General features: G+C 65.8%; 21 protein-coding genes. 7 read left to right on the top strand and 14 right to left on the bottom strand.

The genetic code is table 11. The features are described from left to right. The first annotated feature begins 366 nt into the window (after positions 1-366). The 3 genes from kynU (at position 367) to PQT43_RS27655 (ending at position 4,541) form a co-directional block, all read left to right on the top strand. The gene (gene kynU / locus PQT43_RS27665) at positions 367-1,611 is read left to right on the top strand and encodes a kynureninase (protein WP_110653023.1); all 1,245 of its coding nucleotides are present in this window, start codon (positions 367-369) and stop codon (positions 1,609-1,611) included. 31 nt (positions 1,612-1,642) lie between these two features. Continuing rightward, the gene (locus PQT43_RS27660; protein ID WP_110594942.1) at positions 1,643-3,058 is read left to right on the top strand and encodes an amino acid permease; all 1,416 of its coding nucleotides are present in this window, start codon (positions 1,643-1,645) and stop codon (positions 3,056-3,058) included. Positions 3,059-3,209: 151 nt separating this feature from the next. Continuing rightward, complete coding sequence (locus PQT43_RS27655) at positions 3,210-4,541, top strand: OprD family porin (protein WP_267269776.1); 1,332 nt, start codon at positions 3,210-3,212, stop codon at positions 4,539-4,541. Between the two features lie 82 nt (positions 4,542-4,623). Here PQT43_RS27655 and PQT43_RS27650 read toward each other — a convergent pair whose 3' ends face one another. From PQT43_RS27650 to PQT43_RS27605, 10 genes are all read right to left on the bottom strand, one after another. Continuing rightward, complete coding sequence (locus PQT43_RS27650; RefSeq protein ID WP_267269777.1) at positions 4,624-5,976, bottom strand: MFS transporter; 1,353 nt, start codon at positions 5,974-5,976, stop codon at positions 4,624-4,626. Between the two features lie 102 nt (positions 5,977-6,078). Then, positions 6,079-7,068, bottom strand: coding sequence for an amidohydrolase family protein (locus tag PQT43_RS27645; RefSeq protein WP_267269778.1), 990 nt, complete (start codon positions 7,066-7,068; stop codon positions 6,079-6,081). Then, positions 7,065-7,637 (bottom strand): 3-hydroxyanthranilate 3,4-dioxygenase, encoded by a 573-nt coding sequence (locus tag PQT43_RS27640; RefSeq protein WP_016965505.1) that lies wholly within the window; start codon positions 7,635-7,637, stop codon positions 7,065-7,067. Before PQT43_RS27640 ends, PQT43_RS27645 begins: the two co-directional genes overlap by 4 nt. Before the next feature lie 2 nt (positions 7,638-7,639). Then, the gene (locus tag PQT43_RS27635; protein ID WP_016965506.1) at positions 7,640-8,074 is read right to left on the bottom strand and encodes a RidA family protein; all 435 of its coding nucleotides are present in this window, start codon (positions 8,072-8,074) and stop codon (positions 7,640-7,642) included. Continuing rightward, on the bottom strand, positions 8,071-8,862 hold the full coding sequence (locus tag PQT43_RS27630) for a 2-keto-4-pentenoate hydratase (protein WP_265074579.1): 792 nt from the start codon (positions 8,860-8,862) through the stop codon (positions 8,071-8,073). Before PQT43_RS27630 ends, PQT43_RS27635 begins: the two co-directional genes overlap by 4 nt. Beyond that, on the bottom strand, positions 8,859-9,893 hold the full coding sequence (gene dmpG, locus PQT43_RS27625) for a 4-hydroxy-2-oxovalerate aldolase (RefSeq protein ID WP_265074580.1): 1,035 nt from the start codon (positions 9,891-9,893) through the stop codon (positions 8,859-8,861). Before dmpG ends, PQT43_RS27630 begins: the two co-directional genes overlap by 4 nt. A gap of 12 nt (positions 9,894-9,905) precedes the next feature. Next, complete coding sequence (locus tag PQT43_RS27620; protein WP_267269779.1) at positions 9,906-10,844, bottom strand: acetaldehyde dehydrogenase (acetylating); 939 nt, start codon at positions 10,842-10,844, stop codon at positions 9,906-9,908. 13 nt (positions 10,845-10,857) lie between these two features. Continuing rightward, positions 10,858-11,670 carry a 2-keto-4-pentenoate hydratase gene (locus PQT43_RS27615; protein WP_267269780.1) on the bottom strand — a complete coding sequence of 271 codons (813 nt, stop codon included), beginning with the start codon at positions 11,668-11,670 and terminating at the stop codon, positions 10,858-10,860. A gap of 13 nt (positions 11,671-11,683) precedes the next feature. Continuing rightward, a complete protein-coding gene (locus PQT43_RS27610; protein WP_267269781.1) occupies positions 11,684-13,144 on the bottom strand; it encodes a 2-hydroxymuconic semialdehyde dehydrogenase in 1,461 nt (486 codons plus the stop codon). Positions 13,145-13,240: 96 nt separating this feature from the next. Further along, positions 13,241-14,212 carry a LysR substrate-binding domain-containing protein gene (locus PQT43_RS27605; RefSeq protein ID WP_267269782.1) on the bottom strand — a complete coding sequence of 324 codons (972 nt, stop codon included), beginning with the start codon at positions 14,210-14,212 and terminating at the stop codon, positions 13,241-13,243. 213 nt (positions 14,213-14,425) lie between these two features. On the opposite strand from PQT43_RS27605, the gene PQT43_RS27600 reads away from it, so the two are divergent. The 3 genes from PQT43_RS27600 to mnmH are packed head-to-tail and all read left to right on the top strand — an operon-like array spanning position 14,426 to position 16,969. Beyond that, complete coding sequence (locus tag PQT43_RS27600) at positions 14,426-14,791, top strand: nuclear transport factor 2 family protein (RefSeq protein WP_047303466.1); 366 nt, start codon at positions 14,426-14,428, stop codon at positions 14,789-14,791. Positions 14,792-14,834: 43 nt separating this feature from the next. Then, the gene (gene selD, locus PQT43_RS27595) at positions 14,835-15,869 is read left to right on the top strand and encodes a selenide, water dikinase SelD (protein WP_272755170.1); all 1,035 of its coding nucleotides are present in this window, start codon (positions 14,835-14,837) and stop codon (positions 15,867-15,869) included. Further along, complete coding sequence (gene mnmH / locus PQT43_RS27590) at positions 15,869-16,969, top strand: tRNA 2-selenouridine(34) synthase MnmH (RefSeq protein WP_272755169.1); 1,101 nt, start codon at positions 15,869-15,871, stop codon at positions 16,967-16,969. The genes selD and mnmH overlap by 1 nt, the downstream gene beginning before the upstream one ends. 52 nt (positions 16,970-17,021) lie before the next feature. On the opposite strand, the gene PQT43_RS27585 is transcribed toward mnmH, so the two are convergent. The 4 genes from PQT43_RS27585 to PQT43_RS27570 all read right to left on the bottom strand — a co-directional run bounded on the left by PQT43_RS27585 (position 17,022) and on the right by PQT43_RS27570 (position 20,105). Next, complete coding sequence (locus PQT43_RS27585) at positions 17,022-17,363, bottom strand: DUF3077 domain-containing protein (RefSeq protein WP_253085964.1); 342 nt, start codon at positions 17,361-17,363, stop codon at positions 17,022-17,024. A gap of 427 nt (positions 17,364-17,790) precedes the next feature. After that, the gene (locus tag PQT43_RS27580) at positions 17,791-18,000 is read right to left on the bottom strand and encodes a hypothetical protein (RefSeq protein ID WP_410897075.1); all 210 of its coding nucleotides are present in this window, start codon (positions 17,998-18,000) and stop codon (positions 17,791-17,793) included. 189 nt (positions 18,001-18,189) lie between these two features. Beyond that, positions 18,190-19,245, bottom strand: a complete 1,056-nt coding sequence (locus tag PQT43_RS27575; RefSeq protein WP_047303474.1) for a permease — start codon at positions 19,243-19,245, stop codon at positions 18,190-18,192. Positions 19,246-19,442: 197 nt separating this feature from the next. Further along, positions 19,443-20,105, bottom strand: coding sequence for a histidine phosphatase family protein (locus PQT43_RS27570; RefSeq protein ID WP_272755167.1), 663 nt, complete (start codon positions 20,103-20,105; stop codon positions 19,443-19,445). Positions 20,106-20,324: 219 nt separating this feature from the next. On the opposite strand from PQT43_RS27570, the gene PQT43_RS27565 reads away from it, so the two are divergent. Further along, positions 20,325-21,029 (top strand): glutathione binding-like protein, encoded by a 705-nt coding sequence (locus tag PQT43_RS27565; RefSeq protein ID WP_102864156.1) that lies wholly within the window; start codon positions 20,325-20,327, stop codon positions 21,027-21,029. Positions 21,030-21,326 lie beyond the last annotated feature (297 nt).

Below are 21,326 nucleotides of genomic sequence, written 5' to 3'. Positions count from 1 at the left end.
GGAAAGTCCCTGTTCGTGCGGTGTGAAGTCCCTGATGTCCGTTCGCGCGCGTGGCGGTGGCGAACACCCACAAAATTGCAACTCGCAAACGTTTGCACATGGCGTACCAACTTGAAATAGCCTTCGCAAATAAAAGCTGCAATCAATCGTCGACGGGGCTTTTGCGTCAGCGCTGTTGCGGCTGCGGCGCTACCGAGCGGCCCGCCGATGGAGGGCAGGCGCTGAGCAGGATTGGGTATTACCAGCGGGAATATAAAGGGCCGCCTTTTCTATTATCCAGTAATGACGGCCCTGGCTAGCATCCGGACTCGCTGGTGGCCGTTTGCTGCGACCCCGGCGCCCAATCATCGATACCGAGGGATCGTCATGAGCCGTTCCGCGCCCTGTACCCGGGAGCAGATCCAGCAGTTGGATCAGTCAGACCCGTTGGCCTTCTGTCGCCAGCGTTTTACCTTGCCGCAACACAAGATCTACCTCGACGGCAACTCCCTGGGGGCCATGCCGGCCCATGTTCCGGCACGCCTGGAGCAGGTGCTCAAGGTGGAGTGGGCCGAGGGCCTGATCAACTCCTGGAACGACGCCGACTGGTACCCCGCGCCGCAGCGCACCGGGGCCCGCATCGCCGGGCTGATCGGGGCCCAGGGACACGAAGTGATAGTGGCCGATTCCACCTCGATCAACCTGTTCAAGGTGCTGGTGGCGGCCTTGCGCATGCAGCCGTCGCGCCGGGTGATCCTGGCGGAGAACGGCAACTTTCCCACCGATGTGTACATCGCCCAGGGCGTCGCGGAGCTCACCGGTTGCCGGTTGCAGTGTGTTGACCCGGAGCAGGTCCTCGACGCCCTCAGCGACCAGGTGGCGATCCTCTCCCTGACCCACGTCAACTACAAGACCGGCCGCCGCTACGACATGGCGGCGATCACTGCGCGGGCTCACGAGCTGGGGGTGCTGGTGGTCTGGGACCTGTGCCACTCGGCCGGGGCCATGCCAGTGGAGCTGAACGCGGCCGGCGCGGATTTTGCCGTGGGCTGCGGCTACAAGTACCTCAATGGCGGCCCTGGCGCGCCGGCCTTTGTGTTTGTCGCCGAGCGTCACATCGCCCAATTGCGCCAGCCGTTGACCGGTTGGCACGGGCACGCCAAGCCCTTCGATTTCAGCCATGACTACCAGCCCCACCCGAGCCTCGACCGGATGCTGGTGGGCACCGCGCCGCAGTTGGGCGTGCTGGCCCTGGAAGCGGCGCTGGAGGTGTTCGACGGCGTTGACCTGCATGCCTTGCGCAGCAAGAGCCTGGCCTTGTCCGAGCTGTTCATCCGCCTGTGTGACGAGCAACTGGCCGGGTTGGGCGTGCAGTTGCAGACCCCGCGCGATGCCGAGCAGCGCGGCAGCCAGGTCTCCCTGAGTCACCCCCAGGCCTACCCGGTGATGCAGGCCCTGATTGCCCGGGGCATCGTCGGCGACTTCCGCGCGCCGGACATCCTGCGCTTCGGTTTTGCCCCGCTGTACAACCGTTTTGAAGACATCTGGACCTGCGTCGACGCACTGCGCGACATCCTCGTCAGCGAGGCATGGAACCAGCCGCAGTTCCTGGCCCGCAAAGCGGTGACCTGAACCCCGTGCCCAGCCTTGGAGCAAGAGTGTCATGACAAAAACAATACGCACCTTCAAACAAGTGGCAGACCGTGAACACGGCCTCAAGCAAAGCCTGAGCAGCGGCCAGCTGTCGATGATCGCCATCGGCGGGGCCATCGGCACCGGGCTGTTTCTGGGCAGCAGTTTCGCCATCGGCTTTGCCGGGCCCAGCGTGCTGGTGAGCTACGCCATCGGCGCGGTAATCGCCCTGTTGCTGATGGGCTGTCTGGCGGAAATGACCGTGCGCCATCCGACGTCCGGCTCGTTCGGTTCATTCGCCGAATTCTATGTGGCGCCCTGGTTCGGCTTTGCCATCCGCTACGCCTACTGGGCCTCCATCGTGTTTGCCGTGGGCACGGAAATCACCGCGGCGGCGATGTACATGAAGTACTGGTATCCCGAGGTGCCCGGCGGTTACTGGATGCTCGGTTTCTCCCTGGCGCTGATCCTGGCCAACGCCTTCAGCGTCAAGGTGTTCGGCGGCATCGAGTATGTGTTCTCGCTGCTCAAGCTGTGCGCCATCCTGGTGTTCATCCTGCTCGGGGCCTGGGTGGTGTACGGCGCGGCGCCCGGCTCGGGCATCGGTTTTGCCAACTACAGCAACGAGGGCGGCTTCTTTCCCAACGGCGCCTGGGGCACCTGGGTGGCGGTGATCGTGGCCTTCTTCAGTTACCTGAGCATCGAGATGATCGCCGTGGCCGCGGGCGAGGCCAAGGACCCGGAACGTGCAGTGACCCGGGCCTTTCGCATCACCATGGTGCGCCTGGTGGTGTTCTACCTGCTGACCATTGCCCTGGTCCTGGCCATCGTGCCCTGGAGCCGCAACACCGGCGGTGAAAGCCCCTTTGTCATGGTCATGGCGGCCACCGGCATTCCCTATGCCGGCGGGGTGATCAATGCGGTGATCCTGGTGGCGGCGCTGTCGGCGATGAACAGCCAGCTGTACATCACCACGCGGTTGATGTTCAGCCTGTCCCGGGCCGGCCAGGCGCCGGCGCTGTTCGGGCGCCTGAGCCGCAACGGCGTGCCCCTGGCGGCGCTGCTGCTGTCGTCCCTGGGGATTGCCCTGGCCACCTTGCTGTACCTGGCCTACGCCGACCAGGCCTTCACCCTGATGATGTCCATCGCCATGTTCGGCGCCATGTTCACCTGGGCCGGGATCTTCCTTACCCACCTGTTCTTTCGCCGGCAACAGGGCTCCGAACCCCTGGCGTTCAAGCTCTGGGGCTACCCCTGGACCAGCCTGGGAGGGCTGTTGCTGATGTTGGCGGTGATGATCACCACGCTGTTCACCGAGCAGTTCTTCCTGACCCTGGTCTGCGGGCTGCCGTTCCTGGCGCTGATCCTGCTCATCTACTACCTGCGCTTTCGCGGCCAGCGACCGCTGGATGCCGCGGCGCCCAAGCCGTTGCCGATCCAACCCTGAGTCCCGAACCACCCCGCTCGCGGGAGCCGGCTGGTCGGCGAAGCGGTCTGCGTGATCGCTTCGCCGGCAAGCCGGCTCCTACGGGGCCTTTGGGCCCCTGTCGATCCCTGTCGCCACTTCTACAAAAACAATAATCCACAAGGGTTTTGCCATGTCTGACGTAATGCGCCGTTCACCGCTTTTGCTGTTGCCGCTGCTGGGTTGCCTGCCCTGGACCGTCCACGGTGCCGAGGAGGAGCCGGCCGGTTTCATCGAGGACAGCCATCTGCGCATCCAAGCCCGCAACTACTACCTCAACCGCAGCGTCCAGGACGGCCGTGCCGACCGCAAGGACTGGACCCAGGGCTTTATCGGCCGCTTCGAATCCGGGTTCACCCAGGGCACGGTCGGCGTCGGCGTGGATGCCTTCGCCACTCTCGGGCTCAAGCTGGATGCCTCCGGGGGCAAGACCGGCACCTACAACCTGCCGATCCACGACAACGGCAAGCCGGCGGACCAATACGCCAAGGCCGGTGCCGCGCTGAAACTGAAAGTCTCCGAAAGCGTGCTGCGTTTCGGCGAACAGTCGGTGGACACCCCGGTGTTCGCCGTCGGCCACAACCGCCTGATCCCGGAAACCGCCACCGGCTTTGCCCTGGACAGCCAGGAACTGGACAAGCTCAAGCTGCAGGCCGGGCATTTCACCTCGGCCACCGGCCACGTCACCACCAACAGCAACGGCGACCTCTGGGCCTTCTATGCCGGCGTCACCACGCCCTCGGTGGACTACCTGGGCGGCCAGTACGCGTTCACGCCTGACTGGGGCGCCAGCTTCTATGCGGCGCGTTTCGCCGACATCTGGAACCAGTACTACGCCAACCTCAATGGCCGTACCGACCTGGGGCAGGGCCAGCAGGCCGGTTTCGACCTGAACCTCTACCGCACCCTCGACACCGGTCGGGCCAGAGCCGGCGCCATCGACAACACCACCCTGGGCGCCTCGGTGTTCTATGGCCTGGGCGCCCATCGCCTGACCCTGGCGCTGCAGAACGTCGACGGCAACACCCCGTTCGACTACCTGGGGGTGGGCGACCTGGACCGCAACGGCCGCAATGGCCGCGACCAGGGCGCCTCGATCTACCTGCCCAACTCGGTGCAGTACTCGGACTTCAACGGCCCCAACGAGCGTTCCTGGCAACTGCGCTACGACCTGTCGCTGGCCGGCTACGGCATGCCCGGCTGGAACCTGATGACCCGCTACCTGCGCGGCTCCGGCATCGACGGCACGCACACCCCGGCAGGCAGCGCCTACGCCGGGATGTATGGCCAGGACGGCGTGCACCGCGAGATCAACTTCGAAGCGCGCTATGTGGTGCAGAACGGCCCGCTCAAGGACCTGAGCTTTCGTCTGCGCCAGACCTGGCACCGGGCCAACGTGGCTCAGGGCGAGGGCAATATCGATGAGTTCCGGCTGATTACCGATTACCCGATCGATCTCTTCTGAATCGACCCGGCCTGACAGCAGCGAGCCGCGCCCCCGAAGAAGGCGCGGCTCGCTGCTGTTGGACGATAACCTCGGTTTGGGCTCAGTCCTGTTCCACGGCCTTGCTCGCCGGTATTGCGGCCGAATGCCCCAGACGCTTCATCCAGCCCAGGGCCAATCCCGCCAGCAGCACCGGGATGGCAATCCACATGAAGAATTTTTCCAGGCCCCCGGCGTTGTTGAACAGCCAGCCACCGAGCAGCGAGCCGATGATCGAGCCGGCACGGCCCGCCGCCAGGGCCCAAGCCACGCCGGTGGCCCGGGAGGCGGTGGGGTAGAGGGTGGCGGCCACCACGCTGAGGTTGTTCAGGGTGCCGGTGAGGCTGAAGCCGGCCAGGAACACGATGGCCAGGGTGCCGGCGGCGCTGTGCAGTTGGCTGCCGGTCAGGGCCAGGGCGCAGGCGGCGATCAGGCACAGCCAGGGCAGGATGCGCAGGGCGCCGATACGGTCCATCAGCAGGGCCATGGCGATGCCGCCGAGCACGCCGCCAAAGGGAATCATGGCGCTGATCCGTGCCGCGCCGCCGGTGTCGTAGCCGCTGGCCCGCAGCACCGTGGGCAGCCAGTTGGTCAGCAGGTAGAACACGAACAGGCAGCAGAAGAAGGTCAGCCACAGCAGCAGGGTGCGGGCCAGCTGGCCGGGGCTGAACAACGCTGAAAGTGGCGAGCGTGCGCCGGCCTCGCCGCTATCGCCCACCAGTCGCACCCGTTCCCAGTCGGACTGGCCGCTGATGCGGGTGATGATGCGGCGCAAGGTGGCGGTGTGGCGCGGGCTGTTGGCCATGAAGCACACCGATTCCGGCAGCGCCAGGTACAGCACCGGCAACAGCAGCAGGGGCGCCAGGCCGCCGATCAGCAGCAGGCCCTGCCAGCCCACCCGGGGCAGCAGCGCGCCGGCCACCGCGCCGCCCAGCGCCAGGCCCAGGGTGAAGCCGGAATAGCTCAAGGTCACTAGCAGCATGCGCCGCCGCGCCGGGGAGTATTCCGAGCTCAGGGTGATGCAGTTGGGCAGCACGCCGCCCAGGCCGATGCCGGTGACAAAGCGCAGGATGCTCAGCACTTCGATGTTCGGTGAAAGCGCCGTGGCCAGGGTGCCCAGGCCGAAGATCGCCACGCAAATCAGCAGTACGCTCTTGCGTCCGTGGCGGTCGGCCAGGGGGCCGAAGCAGAAGCTGCCCAGGAGCATGCCGAACAGCCCGGCACCGAAGGCCGGGGCCAGTTGCGCGCGTTCGATGTTCCAGCTGTGGATCAGCTCCGGGGCGATGTAGCCAATGGCGGCCGTGTCGAAACCGTCCAGCAGGACGATCAGGAAACACAGCAGCAACACGCGTATCTGCAAGGCGCCCAGTGGGCTGCGGTCGATGAGTTCACTCAGGTGTTGCGTTCGCTCGTACATGGGTGGCTCCTTATAGGTTTTGTTCGAGGCGGGCATGGGGTGCCCGCCGGATGACCACGGTGACGGGTGCAGCGAGGGGGATGAGGGGCTGAGTGCGGGCACTCAGTACAGGTTGAAGAAGTCCTGGGCGTTGCCGCCGAGCAGGCGTGCCTTGTCGGCTTCGGCCAGGGTCGGGTGTTCGGCGATGCCGCTGCCGATGCGCTGTTCGCCGAGGGGGAAGGGTGAGTCCGACCCCAGCATCACCCGTTCACTGCCCATCACCTCCACCAGCAGTTTCAGGGCGCCGGGATCGAACACCGCCGAGTCGACGCAGAAGCGTTTGACGTAGCTGGACGGCAACTGCGGGCAGTCTTCGCGGACGATGTCGCGGTGACGCCAGGCGTTGTCCACCCGGCCCAGGAGAAAGGCGAAGCCGCCACCGCCGTGGGCGAAGCAGATGCGCAGGGATTCGGGCAGGCGCTCGAAGGCTCCAGAGAGGATCAGCGACAGAATCCCCAGCTGGGTTTCCGCCGGCATCGCCACCAGCCACGGCAGCATCCATTTGCGCATGCGCTCGCCGCCCATCATGTCCCAGGGGTGCACCAGCACCGGGATCTGGTTACGGGCGCAGTGATCGAGAAAGGTCACCAGATGATCATGGTCCAGGTCGTGATTGCCCACGTGGTTGCCGATCTGCACGCCGACGTGGCCGATGGCCTGGGCCCGGCTGGCTTCGGCGCAGGCGGCGTCCAGGTCCTGCAGCGGCACCTGGGCCAGGACCTTGAGCCGCCGTTCGTGGCCGGCGGTCATGGCCATGGCCCGATCGTTCATCAACTGGGCCCAGGGCAGGGCCCGTTCGATGGGCGCGTCGTAGGCGAACATCACCGGCGTGGCGCACATGATCTGCAGGTCCAGGCCTTGCTCATCCAGGTGTTCGACGCGCCGCGCCGGGTCCCAGAGCACGTCGTGCACCGGACGAAAGGCTTTGTCGCCGACCATGATCTGGCCCCGGGCGCCGTCCTTGTGCAGCCAGGGCGCGCACACCGGGTCCAGGCGCGCGGCCTCGGCCTGGCTGATGTCGGGGAAGAAGTGCGAATGCATGTCGATTTTCATAAGGGGGTCGCTGCCTTGAGGGTGTGGTGCCAGGTCTGCCAGTCGCGGCCCGGATGGATTTCGCCGCAGCCGGTGCAACGCCGCTGCTCCTGGCTGGTGGCGTAGAACTCTTCGTAGACCGGTGGCAGGTCGTTGACGATGCTCTGCAGCTGCATTTCATAGCGCTGGATCAGCGTGCCGCAGCGTGCGCAAGACCATTGCAGGGCGTCCAGCAGGCCCTTGGGCCGTTGGCGCTCCACCACCAGGCACAGGCTGCCGGGCTCTGGGCGTTGCGGGGAATGAATGACGTGGGGCGCCATCAGGTAGATGTCGCCCTCGCGCAGGTCGATGCGCTCGTAGCGGCCGCGGTCCCAGATGTTCAGGTAGGCATTGCCCTTGAACTGATAGAAGAACTCTTCCATGGGGTCGTCGTGAAAGTCGGTGCGCTGGTTGGGGCCACCGACCACGGTGACCATGAAGTCGGCGTCCTGCCACACCTGACGGTTGCCCACCGGCGGTTGCAGCAGATGGGCATGTTCGTCCAGCCAACGGTTGAAGTTCAGCGGTGCGCTGTAGTGGTGCTTGTCCATTGTTATTGTTCTCGGCGATTGAGCGGGGCGTAGGCCACCGCCTTGATTTCGATGCGCAGGTGCGGATGCGGCAACTGATGCACGGCCACGGTGGTGCGGGTCGGGCCCTGTTCGTCGAAGTACTCGGCGTAGACCTGGTTGTAGGGACCGAAGTCGTTCATATCCACCAGGAAGGCGCTGATTTCCACCAGGTCCTGCAGCCCGGCGTTTTCGCTGGCGAGGATATCGCGGATGTTCTCGATCACCGCCCGGGTCTGGGCGCGAATGTCCAGGCGGGTGGTGCCCAGCTCGTCCACTTCGACGCCGTCAAAGCTGTTGTCCGGACGCCGCGAGCTGGTGCCGGAGACGAACAGCAGATCGCCGGCGCGCTTGATATGGGGGAAGCGGCCCCGGGGCTTGGCCTTGCCCGGCACCAGGGTCGCGCGGTTGACGGTCATGAGCGTTCCCCTTGTGCCTGGCCGCTGCAGGTGAAGGCGCATTCGCCGTAGCCGGCGATCTCCACTGTCAATTGCGCGCCGGGTGTCAGGGCCACGGCGGCGGTGGCGGCGCCGGCCATGATCAGGCTGCCGGCGGGCAGGCTGATGTCGGCCCGGGCCAGCAGTTGCGAGGCGTGCACCAGGCTGCGCAGCGGATGGCCGAGGATCGCCGCGGTCGAACCGGCCTCCACCAGGGCACCATCCAGGCGCATCAGGACCCCGGCGTTGGCCAGGGTGGAAAAATCCCGGGACCAGGGGCCGACCACCAGCCCGGCCGAGGAGCAGTTGTCCGCCACCACGTCTTCCAGGCTGAATTTGAACGCCTCGTAGCGCGAGTCGATGATCTCGATGGCCGGGGCCACGGCCTCCAGATAGTCCACGGCTTCGAGCTGGGTCAGTGGCCGGTCGATGGCGCGCCGGGTGAGAAAGCACAGCTCCGGTTCGGCCCGGGGGTGGATGTAGCGATCCAGGTTCAGCTGGCCGCCGTCCTCTTCCAGCATGGCGTCGGTGAGCCAGCCCCAGATCAGGCTGTCGACGCCCATCTGCTGCATCTTGGCGCGGCTGGTGAAGCCCAGCTTGAGGCCGATCATGCGTTCGCCATCGGCGTAGCGGTGGGCCATGGAGGCGCGCTGGATCTGGTAGGCCTGCTCCAGGTTGAAGGGCGTGTGCCGGCTGAACTGGGGCAGGGCGCGAGCCTTGCGTGCGGCCTGATCCAGGGCGCTGGCGATGGGGGCAAGATCGAGGTTCATGGGCGGGACTCCCGGGCAGCGAGCAGGTCGAGGGCGACGTCGACGATCATGTCTTCCTGGCCGCCGACCATGCGCCGGCGGCCGAGCTCGACCAGGATGTCGACGGTTTTCAGGTCGTACTTGTGGGCGGCTTGTTCGGCGTGGCGCAGGAAGCTGGAGTAGACCCCGGCGTAGCCCAGGGCCAGGGTTTCGCGGTCGACCCGCACCGGCCGGTCCTGCAGGGGACGCACCAGATCGTCGGCGGCGTCCATCAGGCGATAGAGGTCGGTGCCGTGGTTCCAGCCCAGCTTGTCGGCGGCGGCGATGAACACTTCCAGCGGCGCATTGCCGGCCCCGGCGCCCATGCCGGCGAGGCTGGCGTCGATGCGCTGGCAGCCTTCTTCCACCGCCACCAGGGAGTTGGCCACCCCCAGGCCGAGGTTGTGGTGGGCGTGCATGCCGGTGGCGGTGTCCGGCTTGAGCACGGCCTTCAGCGCCCGAAAGCGCAGGCGGATGTCCTGCATGTTCATGGCGCCGCCGGAGTCCACCACGTAGATGCAGGTGGCGCCGTAGCTTTCCATTTTCTGCGCCTGGACGGCGAGATTTTCCGGGCTGGTCATGTGGCTCATCATCAGAAAGCCCACGGTGTCCATGCCCAGTTCCCGGGCGCATTCGATGTGCTGGCGCGAGACATCGGCCTCGGTGCAATGGGTGGCGACCCGCACCACTCGGGCGCCGGCCCGGTAGGCGGCCTTGAGGTCGTGCACGGTGCCGATGCCGGGCAGCAGCAGAGTGGCGATGCGCGCGTGTTCGAGCACATCGGCCGCCGCTTCGATCCATTCCAGGTCGGTGTGGGCGCCGAAGCCGTAGTTGAAGCTGGAGCCCTGCAGGCCGTCGCCGTGGGCCACTTCAATGCTGTCGACCCGGGCCGCGTCCAGGGCCCGGGCGATGGCCTGGACCTGATCCAGGCTGTACCGGTGGCGGATGGCGTGCATGCCGTCACGCAGGGTCACGTCGGAAATGTAGAGCTTGTTGCCGGAGGTGGAGGTCATGGCGAAGCTCCTTCAGCGGTTGAGCAGCGACTGGGCCATGCGCTCGGCGGTGGCCAGCGCGGCGCAGGTCATGATGTCGAGGTTGCCGGCGTAGGCGGGCAGGTAATGGGCGGCGCCCTCGACCTCCAGGAACACCGAGGTCTTGAGCCCGCTGAAACGCCCCAGGCCCGGGATCAGCAGCGGCGCCGAGGCCGGGATCGGCTCGAACTGCACCTGCTGCTTGAGCCGGTAGCCGGGCACATAGGCCTGCACCGCCGCGGCCATCTCGCCGATGGAGGCGGCGATCTCCCGCTGATCGGCGGCGGCCGACAGCATCAGCACCGTGTCGCGCATGATCAGCGGCGGTTCGGCCGGGTTCATTACGATGATCGCCTTGCCCCGGGTGGCGCCGCCGAGGGTTTCGATGGCGTGGCGGGTGGTTTCGGTGAATTCGTCGATGTTGGCCCGGGTGCCGGGGCCGGCGGATTTGCTGGCAATCGAGGCGACGATTTCCGCGTAGTGCACCTGGGCCACCCGCGACACCGCGGCCACCATGGGAATGGTCGCCTGGCCGCCGCAGGTGACCATGTTCAGGTTGAGGCTGTGCAGGTGTTGCTCCAGATTGACCACCGGAATGCAGTAGGGGCCGATGGCCGCCGGGGTCAGGTCGATCAGGCGGATGCCCGGCTTGGCCTGGCGCAGCACGGCCTCATGGTGCTGGTGGGCGGCGGCCGAGGTGGCATCGAACACGAGGTCGATGGCGGCAAATTCGGGCATGCGCAGCAGGCCTTCGACGCCTTCGTGGGTGGTGGCCACGCCCAGGCGCCGGGCCCGTTCCAGGCCGTCGGAAGCCGGGTCGATGCCGACCATGGCGCTCAGTTGCAGGTGCCGGGCCTGACGCAGGATTTTCAGCATCAGGTCGGTGCCGATATTGCCCGAGCCGATGATCGCGGCCTTGAGGGTTCTGTTCATGCGTGGCTCCGGTTCATTGGACGCTGGCGAAGGCGGCGCTGACGCTGCCCAGGCCCTGGATGTGCGCGGTAAAGCGATCTCCCGGCTGCACCGCGACCATGGGCCCGAGGGCGCCGGTCAGGAGGATGTCGCCGGCCCGCAGCGGCGTGCCCAGGCGGGCCAGGGTGTCGGCCAGCCACAGGACGGCGTTCAGCGGGTTGCCCAGGCAGGCAGCGCCGGCGCCCACCGACACCGGCTCGCCACGCCGAGTCAGGCTCATGCCGCAGCGCACCAGATCGAGTTTTTCCAGAGCCACCGGCTGGCTGCCGAGCACGAACAGCCCGGACGAGGCGTTGTCGGCGATGGTGTCGCTCAGGCGGATGTCCCACTGGGCAATGCGGCTGCCGACAATCTCGATGGCCGGCAGGGCAAAGGCGGTGGCGCGGATCAGGTCGGCCACCGTGTGGCGCTCATGGTTCAAGTCATGTTCCAGCACCAGGGCCACCTCGGCTTCGACCTTGGGCTGGCAGGTGTCGCTCCAGGCGATGGGCTGGTCGTCACCGCGGGCCATATCGGCGAACAGCTGGCCGAAGTCCGGCTGGTCCACCCCCAGTTGCTGCTGCACGGCGCGGGAGGTCAGGCCGATCTTGTGGCCTACCGGGCGGCGTCCGGCATCGATGGCCGCCAGGTTGTTGTAGTGCTGCACCTGGTAGGCCAGGTCGGCCAGGGAGGTGTGGGGTTGTGCGGCCTGGGCCTGGGCAATCAGCTCGCGCACCGGGGCGCAGGGCTGGCCGTTGAGCTGGGCCTGGCGCAGGTGGTGCGCCGCTTCAATCAGGTCTGCATGCATGTCGGGGTGCCCCTCAAGGGTTGACGCAGATGGTGGTGATCTCGGAGTAGAAATCCAGGGAGTGACGGCCGCCTTCGCGCCCCACGCCCGAGAGCCTTGTGCCGCCGAACGGCGTGCGCAGGTCGCGCAGGAACCAGGTGTTGACCCAGACCATGCCCACACGGAAGCGCCGGGACAGCTGATGGGCGCGCTTCAGATCGCGGGTCCACAGGGCCGTGGCCAGGCCATAGGCCGAGTCGTTGACCCGGCGCAGCACTTCGTCCTCGGTGTCGAACGGAGCGATGTGGCAGACCGGGCCGAACACCTCTTCACGCAGGCAACGGGCGTGGTCCGGCAGGTCGGTCCAGATCGTCGGCTGGACGTAGGCGCCCTGGTCCCGGGCATCGCCGAACTGCGGAATGCCGCCGCCGCTGACCAGGGTCGCGCCTTCCTCCAGGGCCAGCTGGAAGTAGCCCAGGACCTTGTCCCGGTGCTTGTGGGAAATCAGCGAACCCATGTTCACCCCGTCTTCATCGGGGTAGCCGATCTTCAACTGTTCGGCGCCGGCCTTGAGGGCCGCGACGAAGCGCTGGTAGATCGGCCGTTCGACGTAGACCCGCTCCGAGCACAGGCACACCTGCCCGGCGTTGGTGAAGCTTGAGCGCAGCACCCCGGCCACCGCGGCGTCGAAATCGCAGTCGGCGAACACCACCGCGGCGTTCTTGCCCCCCAGCTCGAAGGACACTTCGCGCACGCCTTCGGCGGCGGCTTTCATGATGGTGGCGCCGGTACGGGACTCACCGGTGAAAGTGATGGCGTCGACGTCGCGGTGGGCGGTGAGGAATTCCCCGGTCGAATTCGGCCCGAAGCCGTGCACCAGGTTGAACACGCCGGCCGGCACCCCAGCGTCGCGCATCACTTCGGCCAGCAGGGTGGCGCTGGAGGGGGTGTCCTCGGACGGCTTGACCACCACCGAGTTGCCACAGGCCAGGGCCGGGGCGACTTTCCAGGTGAGCAGCAACAGCGGCAGGTTCCACGGCGAGATGATCGCCACCACGCCGTGGGGCTTGCGCACGCTGTAGCTGAACACGTCATTGCCGTCGGCGCCGCGCATCTCGAAGATTTCGCCGCCGGATTGGCGCAGCAGCTCGGCGAAGGTGCGGAAATTCTGCACCGCGCGGGCCACGTCCAGGGTCCGCGCCTGTTGCACCGGGCGCCCGGTGTCGGCGACTTCGGCGGCGACGAACGCCTCGAAACGCGCCTCGATGCCGGCGGCAATCCGCAGCAGCAGGTCGGCGCGCTGGCTGGCGCTGTAATCAGCCCAGGGGCCGGACTGCGCCGCCTTGGCCGCGGTCACGGCGCGGTCCACCTGGGATCGGTCGGCCTCGCAAACCTGGCCCAGCACGCGGCCGTCGACCGGGGAGATATTGGCAAAGGTCTGGGGGCTGGCGACGAACTCGCCGTCGATGAAATGACGCAGCAGGGCAGTGGACACTTGAACCTCCGAAACATGGGTTTCGGGGCGAGTGTAGGAAGGCCTGGTATTAGTGAATAATCAAAGATCGGCCGCTAACTATTAACAATTGGAATATCAGGGCGAGGCCTGGATCGGCGCTTGCCCGCTGTCGGCTCCCGCCCGGGCCAGGTCCAGGCATTCGCGAAACAGCCGGGCCGCCGGGCCCAGATTGCGCTGGGCGGCGTAGAAGCAACCGATCTCGCCGAACTGCAGCGGCGTCCCCAGATCGAAAGCCTGGAGCATGCCGGCCTGGATGAACTGCAACGAGGCCTCGTAGGGCATCAGGGCCACGGTGCGCTGATCCTGCATCAGGGTGATGTTGGTGAGGATCGACAGCGACTCGGCAACATTGTCCGGCGTCGGCAGGCCATTGTCGGCGAACAACCGGTCGGCGGTGCGCCGCAGCAACGAGTCGCGGGTCGGCAGCACCCAGGGGTAGGCGTGCAGGTGTTCCAGGCTGACCGGCGTCTGCTGGTGCAACGGGTGATGGGCGCCGGCGACGATGCTCAAGTCCTCGCGGTACAGCACGTCGACCTCCAGGGCCTCGCTGCGCCGGTGCCAGTCGTCCGGCACTCGGCCCACCACCAAATCGACATCGCCCACCGCCAGCGCCGGGAACAACTGGTCCATCTGCCCGACCCGCAATGACACCAGCACCCCCGGCGCGCGCTGCTTGAGCAACTGGATGGCCCGGGGCAGCAGCGAGGTCGAGGCCGAGATCAGGGTGCCGACCATCACCTGCCCCGAGGTGCCTTCCTGGAAAGCGTTGACCTCGTCGGTCAGGGCCCGCAGTTCCGCCAGCAACGACTTGGCTCGTTGCACCACCACCTGGCCCAGCTCGGTGGCGCTGACCCCGCGGTTGCTGCGCACCAGCAGCGGCGCCTCGAAGTAGGATTCCAGCTCGTGAATGATCTTGGTCACCGCCGGCTGAGTCAGGTTCAGCGCCTGGGAGGCGCGCACCAGCGAGCCGCTTTGCAGCACCTGCTCGAACACCACCAACTGGTGGAACTTGAGCTTGCGGGCGATGGACTGGGTGGTGAATTTCATGGCGGGCTCCGTCAGCGTCTTGCCCTGGCCTCGGGTGAGGGTCGGGGGGGCGCTTTTGTGGGTATGAGGACAAGCGTGCCCGGGCAGGGCGCTGCAAGCCTAACCAAAGTCCGGCGCATTTGCTTGGTTCAAGCGCTACCGCAGGTGTCCGGTCTTGAGGGGCAGGGCGCGGATGCTAGAGTGCGCCACTGATCCGCCGCCCCGGGAGTGACCATGGAATTGTCCGACCACCTGTTGATGCTCGAACGCCAACTGCAACAAGCCGAAGTGCGCGCCGATCGCCAGGCGCTGGAGGCCTTGCTGGCCGATGACTTTCTCGAATTCGGCGCCAGCGGCGGACGTTGGAACAAGGCCCAGGTGCTGCACAGCCTGCCGCAGCAGGACTTCATCGAACGGCGCATCAGCGAGTTTGCGCTGCAGCGCCTGGCGGCCGATCTGGCCCAGGTCACCTACCTGTGCCATAACGCCGCAGCCGGCGGGCGGGCGGCCAGCAGCGCCTGGCGCAGTTCGCTGTGGCGCTGCCGCGAAGGGCGCTGGCAGATGCTGTTCCATCAGGGCACGCCTCGGCCCAGTGCCTAAGGGCTCTGCTAGAATCCCGGTCCCAGACTTGACGAGGTGCCCCATGAGCGAGCCGATTCGCCTGACCCAGTACAGCCACGGAGCCGGCTGCGGCTGCAAGATTTCACCCCAGGTGCTGGAGGTGATTCTGGCCGGCAGCGGGGCGCAGAACCTCGATCCCAAGCTCTGGGTCGGCAACGCCTCGCGCGATGACGCGGCGGTCTACGCCATCGACGAAGAGCGCGGCGTAGTCTCCACCACCGACTTTTTCATGCCCATCGTCGACGACCCCTTCGACTTCGGCCGCATCGCCGCCACCAACGCCATCAGCGACATCTACGCCATGGGCGGCGACCCGTTGATGGCGATCGCCATTCTCGGCTGGCCGGTGAATGTGCTGGCCCCGGAAATCGCCCGGGAAGTGATCCGTGGCGGCCGCGCGGTGTGCGACGCGGCGGGCATTCCCCTGGCGGGCGGCCATTCCATCGACGCGCCGGAGCCGATCTTCGGTCTGGCGGTGACCGGGCTGGTGGAAAAACGCTTCATGAAACGCAACGACACGGCCACCGCTGGCTGCCTGCTGTACCTGACCAAGCCCCTGGGGATCGGCGTGCTCACCACCGCCGAGAAAAAGGGCAAGCTGCGCGACGCCGACATCGGCCTGGCCCGCGACTGGATGTGCACCCTGAACAAGCCCGGCAGCCGTTTCGGCAAGCTCGAAGGGGTGACCGCGATGACCGACGTCACCGGTTTCGGCCTGCTCGGGCACCTGGTGGAAATGGCCGACGGCAGCGGCCTGACCGCGCAGATCCACTACGACCGCGTACCGCGCCTGCCAGGGGTCGAGTACTACCTGGATCAGGGCTGCGTGCCCGGTGGCACCTTGCGCAACTACAGCAGCTACGCCGAGAAGATCGGTCGGGTCCAGGAGCTGCACAAACGCGTGCTCTGCGATCCACAGACCAGTGGCGGCCTGCTGGTGGCGGTGACCCCGCAAGGCAATGCCGAGTTCCTCGCCCTGGCGGCGGAGCTGGGCCTGGAACTGGCGCCCATCGGTGAACTGGTGGAGCGACAGAGCCTCGCGGTCGAGGTGTTCTGATGCCTCTGGACTGCACCGACTACCGCGAGATCTTCCTCAACGACCGGCCGATGATGGACACCCGGGCGCCGATCGAATTCACCAAGGGCGCCTTTCCCGGGGTGCTCAACCTGCCACTGATGACTGACCAGGAACGCCAGCGGGTCGGCACCTGCTACAAGCAGCAGGGCCAGCAGGCGGCCATCGTGCTCGGCCATCAACTGGTGTCCGGCGACATCAAGCAACAGCGCGTCCAGGCCTGGGCCGACTTCGCCCGGGCCCACCCCGACGGCCTGCTGTACTGCTTCCGTGGCGGCCTGCGCTCGCAGATCGTCCAGCAGTGGCTCAGGGACACGGGCATCGACTACCCGCGGGTTGGCGGCGGTTACAAGGCCATGCGTACCTTCCTTCTGGACACCACCGAACAGGCGTTGCAACAGTGTGATTTTGTCCTGCTGGGGGGCATGACCGGCACCGGCAAGACCGAAGTGCTGGGCCAGCTGGACAACGCCCTGGACCTGGAAGGCCACGCCAACCACCGTGGCTCCAGCTTCGGCCGCCGCGCCACCGGACAGCCAAGCAACATCGACTTCGAAAACCGTCTGGCGGTGGACCTGCTGAAAAAGCGTGAGCGCGGCGTGCAGGCTTTTGTTCTGGAAGACGAGAACCGCATGATCGGCAGCTGTGCCTTGCCATTGCCGCTGTATCAGAGCATGCAGGGCCTGCCCATGGTCTGGCTGGAAGACCGCCTCGACAGCCGGGTGCAGCGCATCCTCGACGATTACGTGGTCAACCTCAGCGCCGAGTTTGTGGCCGTGCATGGCGAAGAAGGTTTTGCCCTGTTTGCCGAACGCCTGCTGGAAAGCCTGAACAAGATCCACAAGCGCCTGGGTGGCGAGCGTCACCAGCGCCTGTTCCTGCTGATGGAAGCGGCCCTGGCGGAGCAGGCCCGCAGCGGTGACGTGGAGCTGCACCGGGCCTGGATCGAAGGCTTGCTGGGCGAATACTACGACCCGATGTACGCCTTCCAGCGCGAGAGCAAGGGCGCGCGGATCGAGTTCAGCGGCGACCACGGCGCCGTGCTCGATTACCTGCGCCAGCGCCAGCCGCCATCGCGCTAGCGCTCAATAACCCGCGCGCTCGCAGCACCTGAGCGCGCGGTATGCGTGGGCGTCAGCCGGCAGGGCGTGGACGGTCGAGCAAGGCCTCGACCACGGCCCTGGCCATTTCCACGGAATGCACCATGGACCAGATCAGGCCGCGTTCGATGCCGCTGGCGCGCTCGGTGATTTCATCGGACACCTCCTCGGCGCACTTGAGCAGCAGGGCGACGTGCCTCAAGGCCTCTTCGGCGTTGACCCCGGCTTGCACGCTGAACAGGGTATTGCCCTGGGCATCGCGCAGGCCGAACGGGCGTGCCTGGGTCGGTTTCAGCGCGCTGAGCAGGTTGGCGTTGGCGCGATCCAGTTCGGGGTCGCGCAGTGGGCGGGGTGGATTGGGGACGAGCTTTTTCATTGGGGTACCTACGACTCTAAGGCTAAGTAGAGCCGCCGGTCTCGCTTCCACACGAGAGGGTGGCAGCCGTGCGTGGGTGTGGAAGACCGGGGGTCTTTTGGTACCCAAAACCCGGCGCACCCGAAGGTGCCCCACGCATGGCCGCCATAACACGTATCCGCAGGCGCAAAGCGTCGGCAGGCGCGTTGAAGCGTTGTACCTATGACCCTTCCGGACTTCCACATCCGAGTCGCTGATGGTGCAGCGACCGGGGGAGACTGCCTGACGAACACCAAGGGCACAAGCCGCTCAAAGGCGTTGGCGATTCTCTCGGACAAGCCTTACAAAACAAAGCGAAAACTCTGGTTTCGGGAGCGCCATTCCCTGACCAGTGTGTTTCAAGACGATGCGGTGGAGGAGGCGCGGCACTTCGATTGGAAACCTGTACTCAACGGAGTTGAGCGGGGACAGCCGAGTGTTTGCAGGTGCTCAAATAGTCATCGACCGCCTCTTTGAATGCGACCTCCAGCTCAGCCAGGGTTTGTCCTTCATAGCTCACCAGGGCACTGATGAGCTGGAGCCTGCCAAATAGGCAGTGGTCCTCGGCGCTGACTTCGATAGAGCCGTAGACGCCCTTGTGTTGCAGCAAGTTGTTCACGGTAGCAAGGCCTCCGAGTCTGTGTTGTTCGATGACGTGGCGACGTATCGCGGTCTTTGGCTCATGACCGGGGTGCGCTTTGTGCAGGTTGCACATTGCGCCGAGATCCAGTCGATGCCAATGCCAGGAGTCGATGTGTCGCTGCCTATCCGGGGCGGGCCCGAAACGGAGGCAGCGACCACCAGGGTTCTACAACAACACCGCACCAATCAACCCGCAAACAATCCCCACCAGCATGGTCAGCACGGCCACGGTCACCAGCACTCGGGCATCGAAGTCTTTGCGCAGCATCAGCAGCGACGGCAGGCTGATGCTCGGCAGGGTCATCAGCAGGGCCACCGCCGGCCCGGTGCCCAGGCCCAGGGTCATCATGGTCTGGACGATGGGAATCTCTGCCGCTGTAGGGATCACGAACAGGGTTCCGGCAATCGCCAGCGGCACCAGCCACCACAGGCTGTCACCCATGGCGCCGTCGATATGGGGGAACAGCCAGACCCGCGCCGCGCCCAACACCAGTACCGCCAGCACGTAGATTGGAATGGTGCTCCAGAACAGTTGCCACAGGGTCTTGCCCCAGCGGCTGAGGAACGGCTGGTCGTTCACCGTGCTGGCTTCCACCACCGCATCCACCGCGGCTTCCGGCAGTTGCTCGGGGCCGGCGACCCGCTGCGCCACCAGGGACACGCCCAGCACCAGGACAATGCCCGCCACCAGGCGCAAGGCGGAAAAGCCCCAGCCCAGGACAAAGCCCATGAACACCAGGGTCGCCGGGTTGAGCACTGGGTTGGCGATCCAGAACGCCAGGGCCGCACCCACCGAGACCTTCTGCCGCCGCAGGCCGGCAGCCACTGGGGCGGCGCAGCAGGAACACATCATGCCCGGCAAGGCGAACAGCCCACCGCGCAGGGTCGAGCCGAAACCGGCGCGGCCAAACAGGCGCAGCAGCCAGTCCCGGGGAATCAATACCTGCAGCAGGGAACCCAAGATCACCGCCAGCACCGCGGCTTTCCAGATGGCCAGGAAGTACACCTGGGAATAGGCCAGGGCGGCGCTCCAGGGCGAGCTTTGCTGATCGTTGAGGATCGACGCGCCGATGCTGTGGCTGTCGGCGGCGACAAAGGCCTTGAGGTAGTAGGGCGACCACTTCACGTAATACAGGCCGATGGCGGCCACGAGCAGGAACAGCAGGGGTTTGCACCAGAACGCCCAGCCGCGAGCGGGCTGGGTGGAGGCGAGGTTGGACATGAAGGGGTTTCCGCACAAAGACAATAAGCGCGAATTGTAGCCGCTGGCGCCGGTGCGCCGCGAACCGATCTCGTCCGGCCTTGCCTGGCGATCCCTCGTCGGAGCGCTGTCGGCCTTGAGAGCGTCGCGTCCCTACGGGCCGTTCGCAGCCTGCGGCAGCGGCTACAGGGACGGAGGGCGCCTGTAGTCCGGAACCATCAGCTCGGGCAATCCTGCTCGCCGCCGTCCAGGCCCTGCTTGTAGCTCTGGCTGTGCAGGCTGGCCTTGCCGTTGCGCCAGGTCAGGGTCAGCACGTACAGCGAGTCGAAGTCGCTGGAGGCCCAGTCTTCGGTGATCGCGCGTTTTTCGCCCACGGCCTCTTCGGCGACTTTGTTGATCAGTTCCGGCAGGTAGCCGTGGGACCAGGCGGTGTAGATGATCGAGTTGTGGTAGCGGTCGTGCAGCAGCTCGTCCGCCAGGTCGCTGGTGTCATTGGCGGCAAAATCGATGTTCACCGGCAGGCCGAGCTTGATGGCGCTGGGGCTGATGGTCATCAAGGGGCGGATGTAGCTGTAGGAATTGTCCAGCTCGCCTTCCTCGACATTGCGCGTCGGGTTGGCGGCGAACACGTACTGCGCCTTGCCGAACTTTTCCGGCAGCAGCGAGGCCAGGTCGATGGCTCGGTTCAGGCCCTGGCAGTTGAGCTGGCCGAGGCCGCCGGCGGGCTTTTCCGCATGGCGCAGGAACACCAGGGTCTGAGTGCCGTCCACCGGTTGTGCGCGGCTGACGCTGGACTCAAGCGACAGGCACAGGGCACTGCCCAGCAGCAAGGCCGGTAGCAGCAGGTAGGCACGGTTCTTGATGCGGTGGAGCAGGGGCATGGCGGGATTCTTCAGCGCAAGGGGTGGAGGCTGACAAACCTGTGTATTCCCTGTCATCACGGCCGGTGAAGGCAGTGCTTCTGAGTCCCTGGACGGCGTTTGGTTCGATGAGGCACCAGACTAACCGCGGTATGTTGCCGATTTAAGAAAACCCGGCGGATAATCGCCGACCGTTGCCTCGTGTGGCGCCCCCCTTTTGACTGTCATTGGAAGCCTGTCATGACCGATCTTTCCGCCTTTGCCGTTACCCAGAAATGGCCTGCGCAGTTTCCCGAATGGATTCAACTGTATTCCCTGCCGACCCCCAATGGGGTCAAGGTTTCGATCATGCTCGAAGAGATCGGCCTGCCTTATGAAGCGCACCGGGTCAGCTTCGAGACTCAGGATCAGATGACCCCGGAGTTTCTCAGCGTCAGCCCGAACAACAAGATCCCGGCGATTCTCGATCCCCATGGTCCTGGCGACCAGCCTTTGGCGTTGTTCGAATCGGGGGCGATCCTGATTTATCTGGCGGACAAGAGCGGGCAGTTGCTGGCCCAGGAATCGGCGGCGCGTTATGAAACCATCCAGTGGCTGATGTTCCAGATGGGCGGCATCGGGCCGATGTTCGGGCAGGTGGGGTTCTTCCACAAATTCGCCGGCAAGGACTACGAGGACAAGCGGCCGCTGGAGCGTTATGTAAACGAGGCCAAGCGCTTGCTGGGGGTGTTGGACAAGCATCTAGAAGGACGCGAGTGGATCATGGGTGAGCGTTACACCATTGCCGATATTGCGACCTTTCCGTGGATTCGGAATTTGGTCGGGTTTTATGAGGCGGGCGGGTTGGTGGGGATTGATAGCTTCCCGCAGGTGCAGCGGGTGCTGGCCAAGTTTGTGGCGCGGCCGGCGGTGATCCGTGGGTTGGAGATTCCCAAGGTGGTTTGAGGTGTTTTTTTGGGGTGGGGCGTGAAGGGGGGTACATATTCGGTGCTGCGGTAACGGCCGCTTAGGGTTTCGCTCTTGCAGCGAGTGGGATGGGGGACATATCCATTCCTGCGGGTGCGGCCACTTAGGGTTTCGCCCTTACGGCGAGTCCCTTTTTACAAACGCCTAAAAAGGAACCAAAAACGCTTGCCCCTCCATGGGCCCCTCGCTAGGGCTCGGCGTTCCCTCTCTCCGGCATTGCTCCGGGGGCCCGCCGCCAACCGGCCATCCATGGCCGGGTGGCGGCTAGCTCGGCAT

Source organism: Pseudomonas sp. BLCC-B112, assembly GCF_028550695.1.
Classification (GTDB): Bacteria; Pseudomonadota; Gammaproteobacteria; order Pseudomonadales; family Pseudomonadaceae; genus Aquipseudomonas; species Aquipseudomonas danubii.
This window is presented reverse-complemented; position numbering and strand designations above follow the sequence as displayed.

Bases quoted from the DNA above. Each gene is read 5' to 3' on its own strand.
- kynU (WP_110653023.1), top strand. From the start codon at position 367: ATGAGCCGTTCCGCGCCCTGTACCCGGGAGCAGATCCAGCAGTTGGAT.
- PQT43_RS27660 (WP_110594942.1), top strand. From the start codon at position 1,643: ATGACAAAAACAATACGCACCTTCAAACAAGTGGCAGACCGTGAACAC.
- PQT43_RS27655 (WP_267269776.1), top strand. From the start codon at position 3,210: ATGTCTGACGTAATGCGCCGTTCACCGCTTTTGCTGTTGCCGCTGCTG.
- PQT43_RS27650 (WP_267269777.1), bottom strand. From the start codon at position 5,976: ATGTACGAGCGAACGCAACACCTGAGTGAACTCATCGACCGCAGCCCA.
- PQT43_RS27645 (WP_267269778.1), bottom strand. From the start codon at position 7,068: ATGAAAATCGACATGCATTCGCACTTCTTCCCCGACATCAGCCAGGCC.
- PQT43_RS27640 (WP_016965505.1), bottom strand. From the start codon at position 7,637: ATGGACAAGCACCACTACAGCGCACCGCTGAACTTCAACCGTTGGCTG.
- PQT43_RS27635 (WP_016965506.1), bottom strand. From the start codon at position 8,074: ATGACCGTCAACCGCGCGACCCTGGTGCCGGGCAAGGCCAAGCCCCGG.
- PQT43_RS27630 (WP_265074579.1), bottom strand. From the start codon at position 8,862: ATGAACCTCGATCTTGCCCCCATCGCCAGCGCCCTGGATCAGGCCGCA.
- dmpG (WP_265074580.1), bottom strand. From the start codon at position 9,893: ATGACCTCCACCTCCGGCAACAAGCTCTACATTTCCGACGTGACCCTG.
- PQT43_RS27620 (WP_267269779.1), bottom strand. From the start codon at position 10,844: ATGAACAGAACCCTCAAGGCCGCGATCATCGGCTCGGGCAATATCGGC.
- PQT43_RS27615 (WP_267269780.1), bottom strand. From the start codon at position 11,670: ATGCATGCAGACCTGATTGAAGCGGCGCACCACCTGCGCCAGGCCCAG.
- PQT43_RS27605 (WP_267269782.1), bottom strand. From the start codon at position 14,212: ATGAAATTCACCACCCAGTCCATCGCCCGCAAGCTCAAGTTCCACCAG.
- PQT43_RS27600 (WP_047303466.1), top strand. From the start codon at position 14,426: ATGGAATTGTCCGACCACCTGTTGATGCTCGAACGCCAACTGCAACAA.
- selD (WP_272755170.1), top strand. From the start codon at position 14,835: ATGAGCGAGCCGATTCGCCTGACCCAGTACAGCCACGGAGCCGGCTGC.
- mnmH (WP_272755169.1), top strand. From the start codon at position 15,869: ATGCCTCTGGACTGCACCGACTACCGCGAGATCTTCCTCAACGACCGG.
- PQT43_RS27585 (WP_253085964.1), bottom strand. From the start codon at position 17,363: ATGAAAAAGCTCGTCCCCAATCCACCCCGCCCACTGCGCGACCCCGAA.
- PQT43_RS27575 (WP_047303474.1), bottom strand. From the start codon at position 19,245: ATGTCCAACCTCGCCTCCACCCAGCCCGCTCGCGGCTGGGCGTTCTGG.
- PQT43_RS27570 (WP_272755167.1), bottom strand. From the start codon at position 20,105: ATGCCCCTGCTCCACCGCATCAAGAACCGTGCCTACCTGCTGCTACCG.
- PQT43_RS27565 (WP_102864156.1), top strand. From the start codon at position 20,325: ATGACCGATCTTTCCGCCTTTGCCGTTACCCAGAAATGGCCTGCGCAG.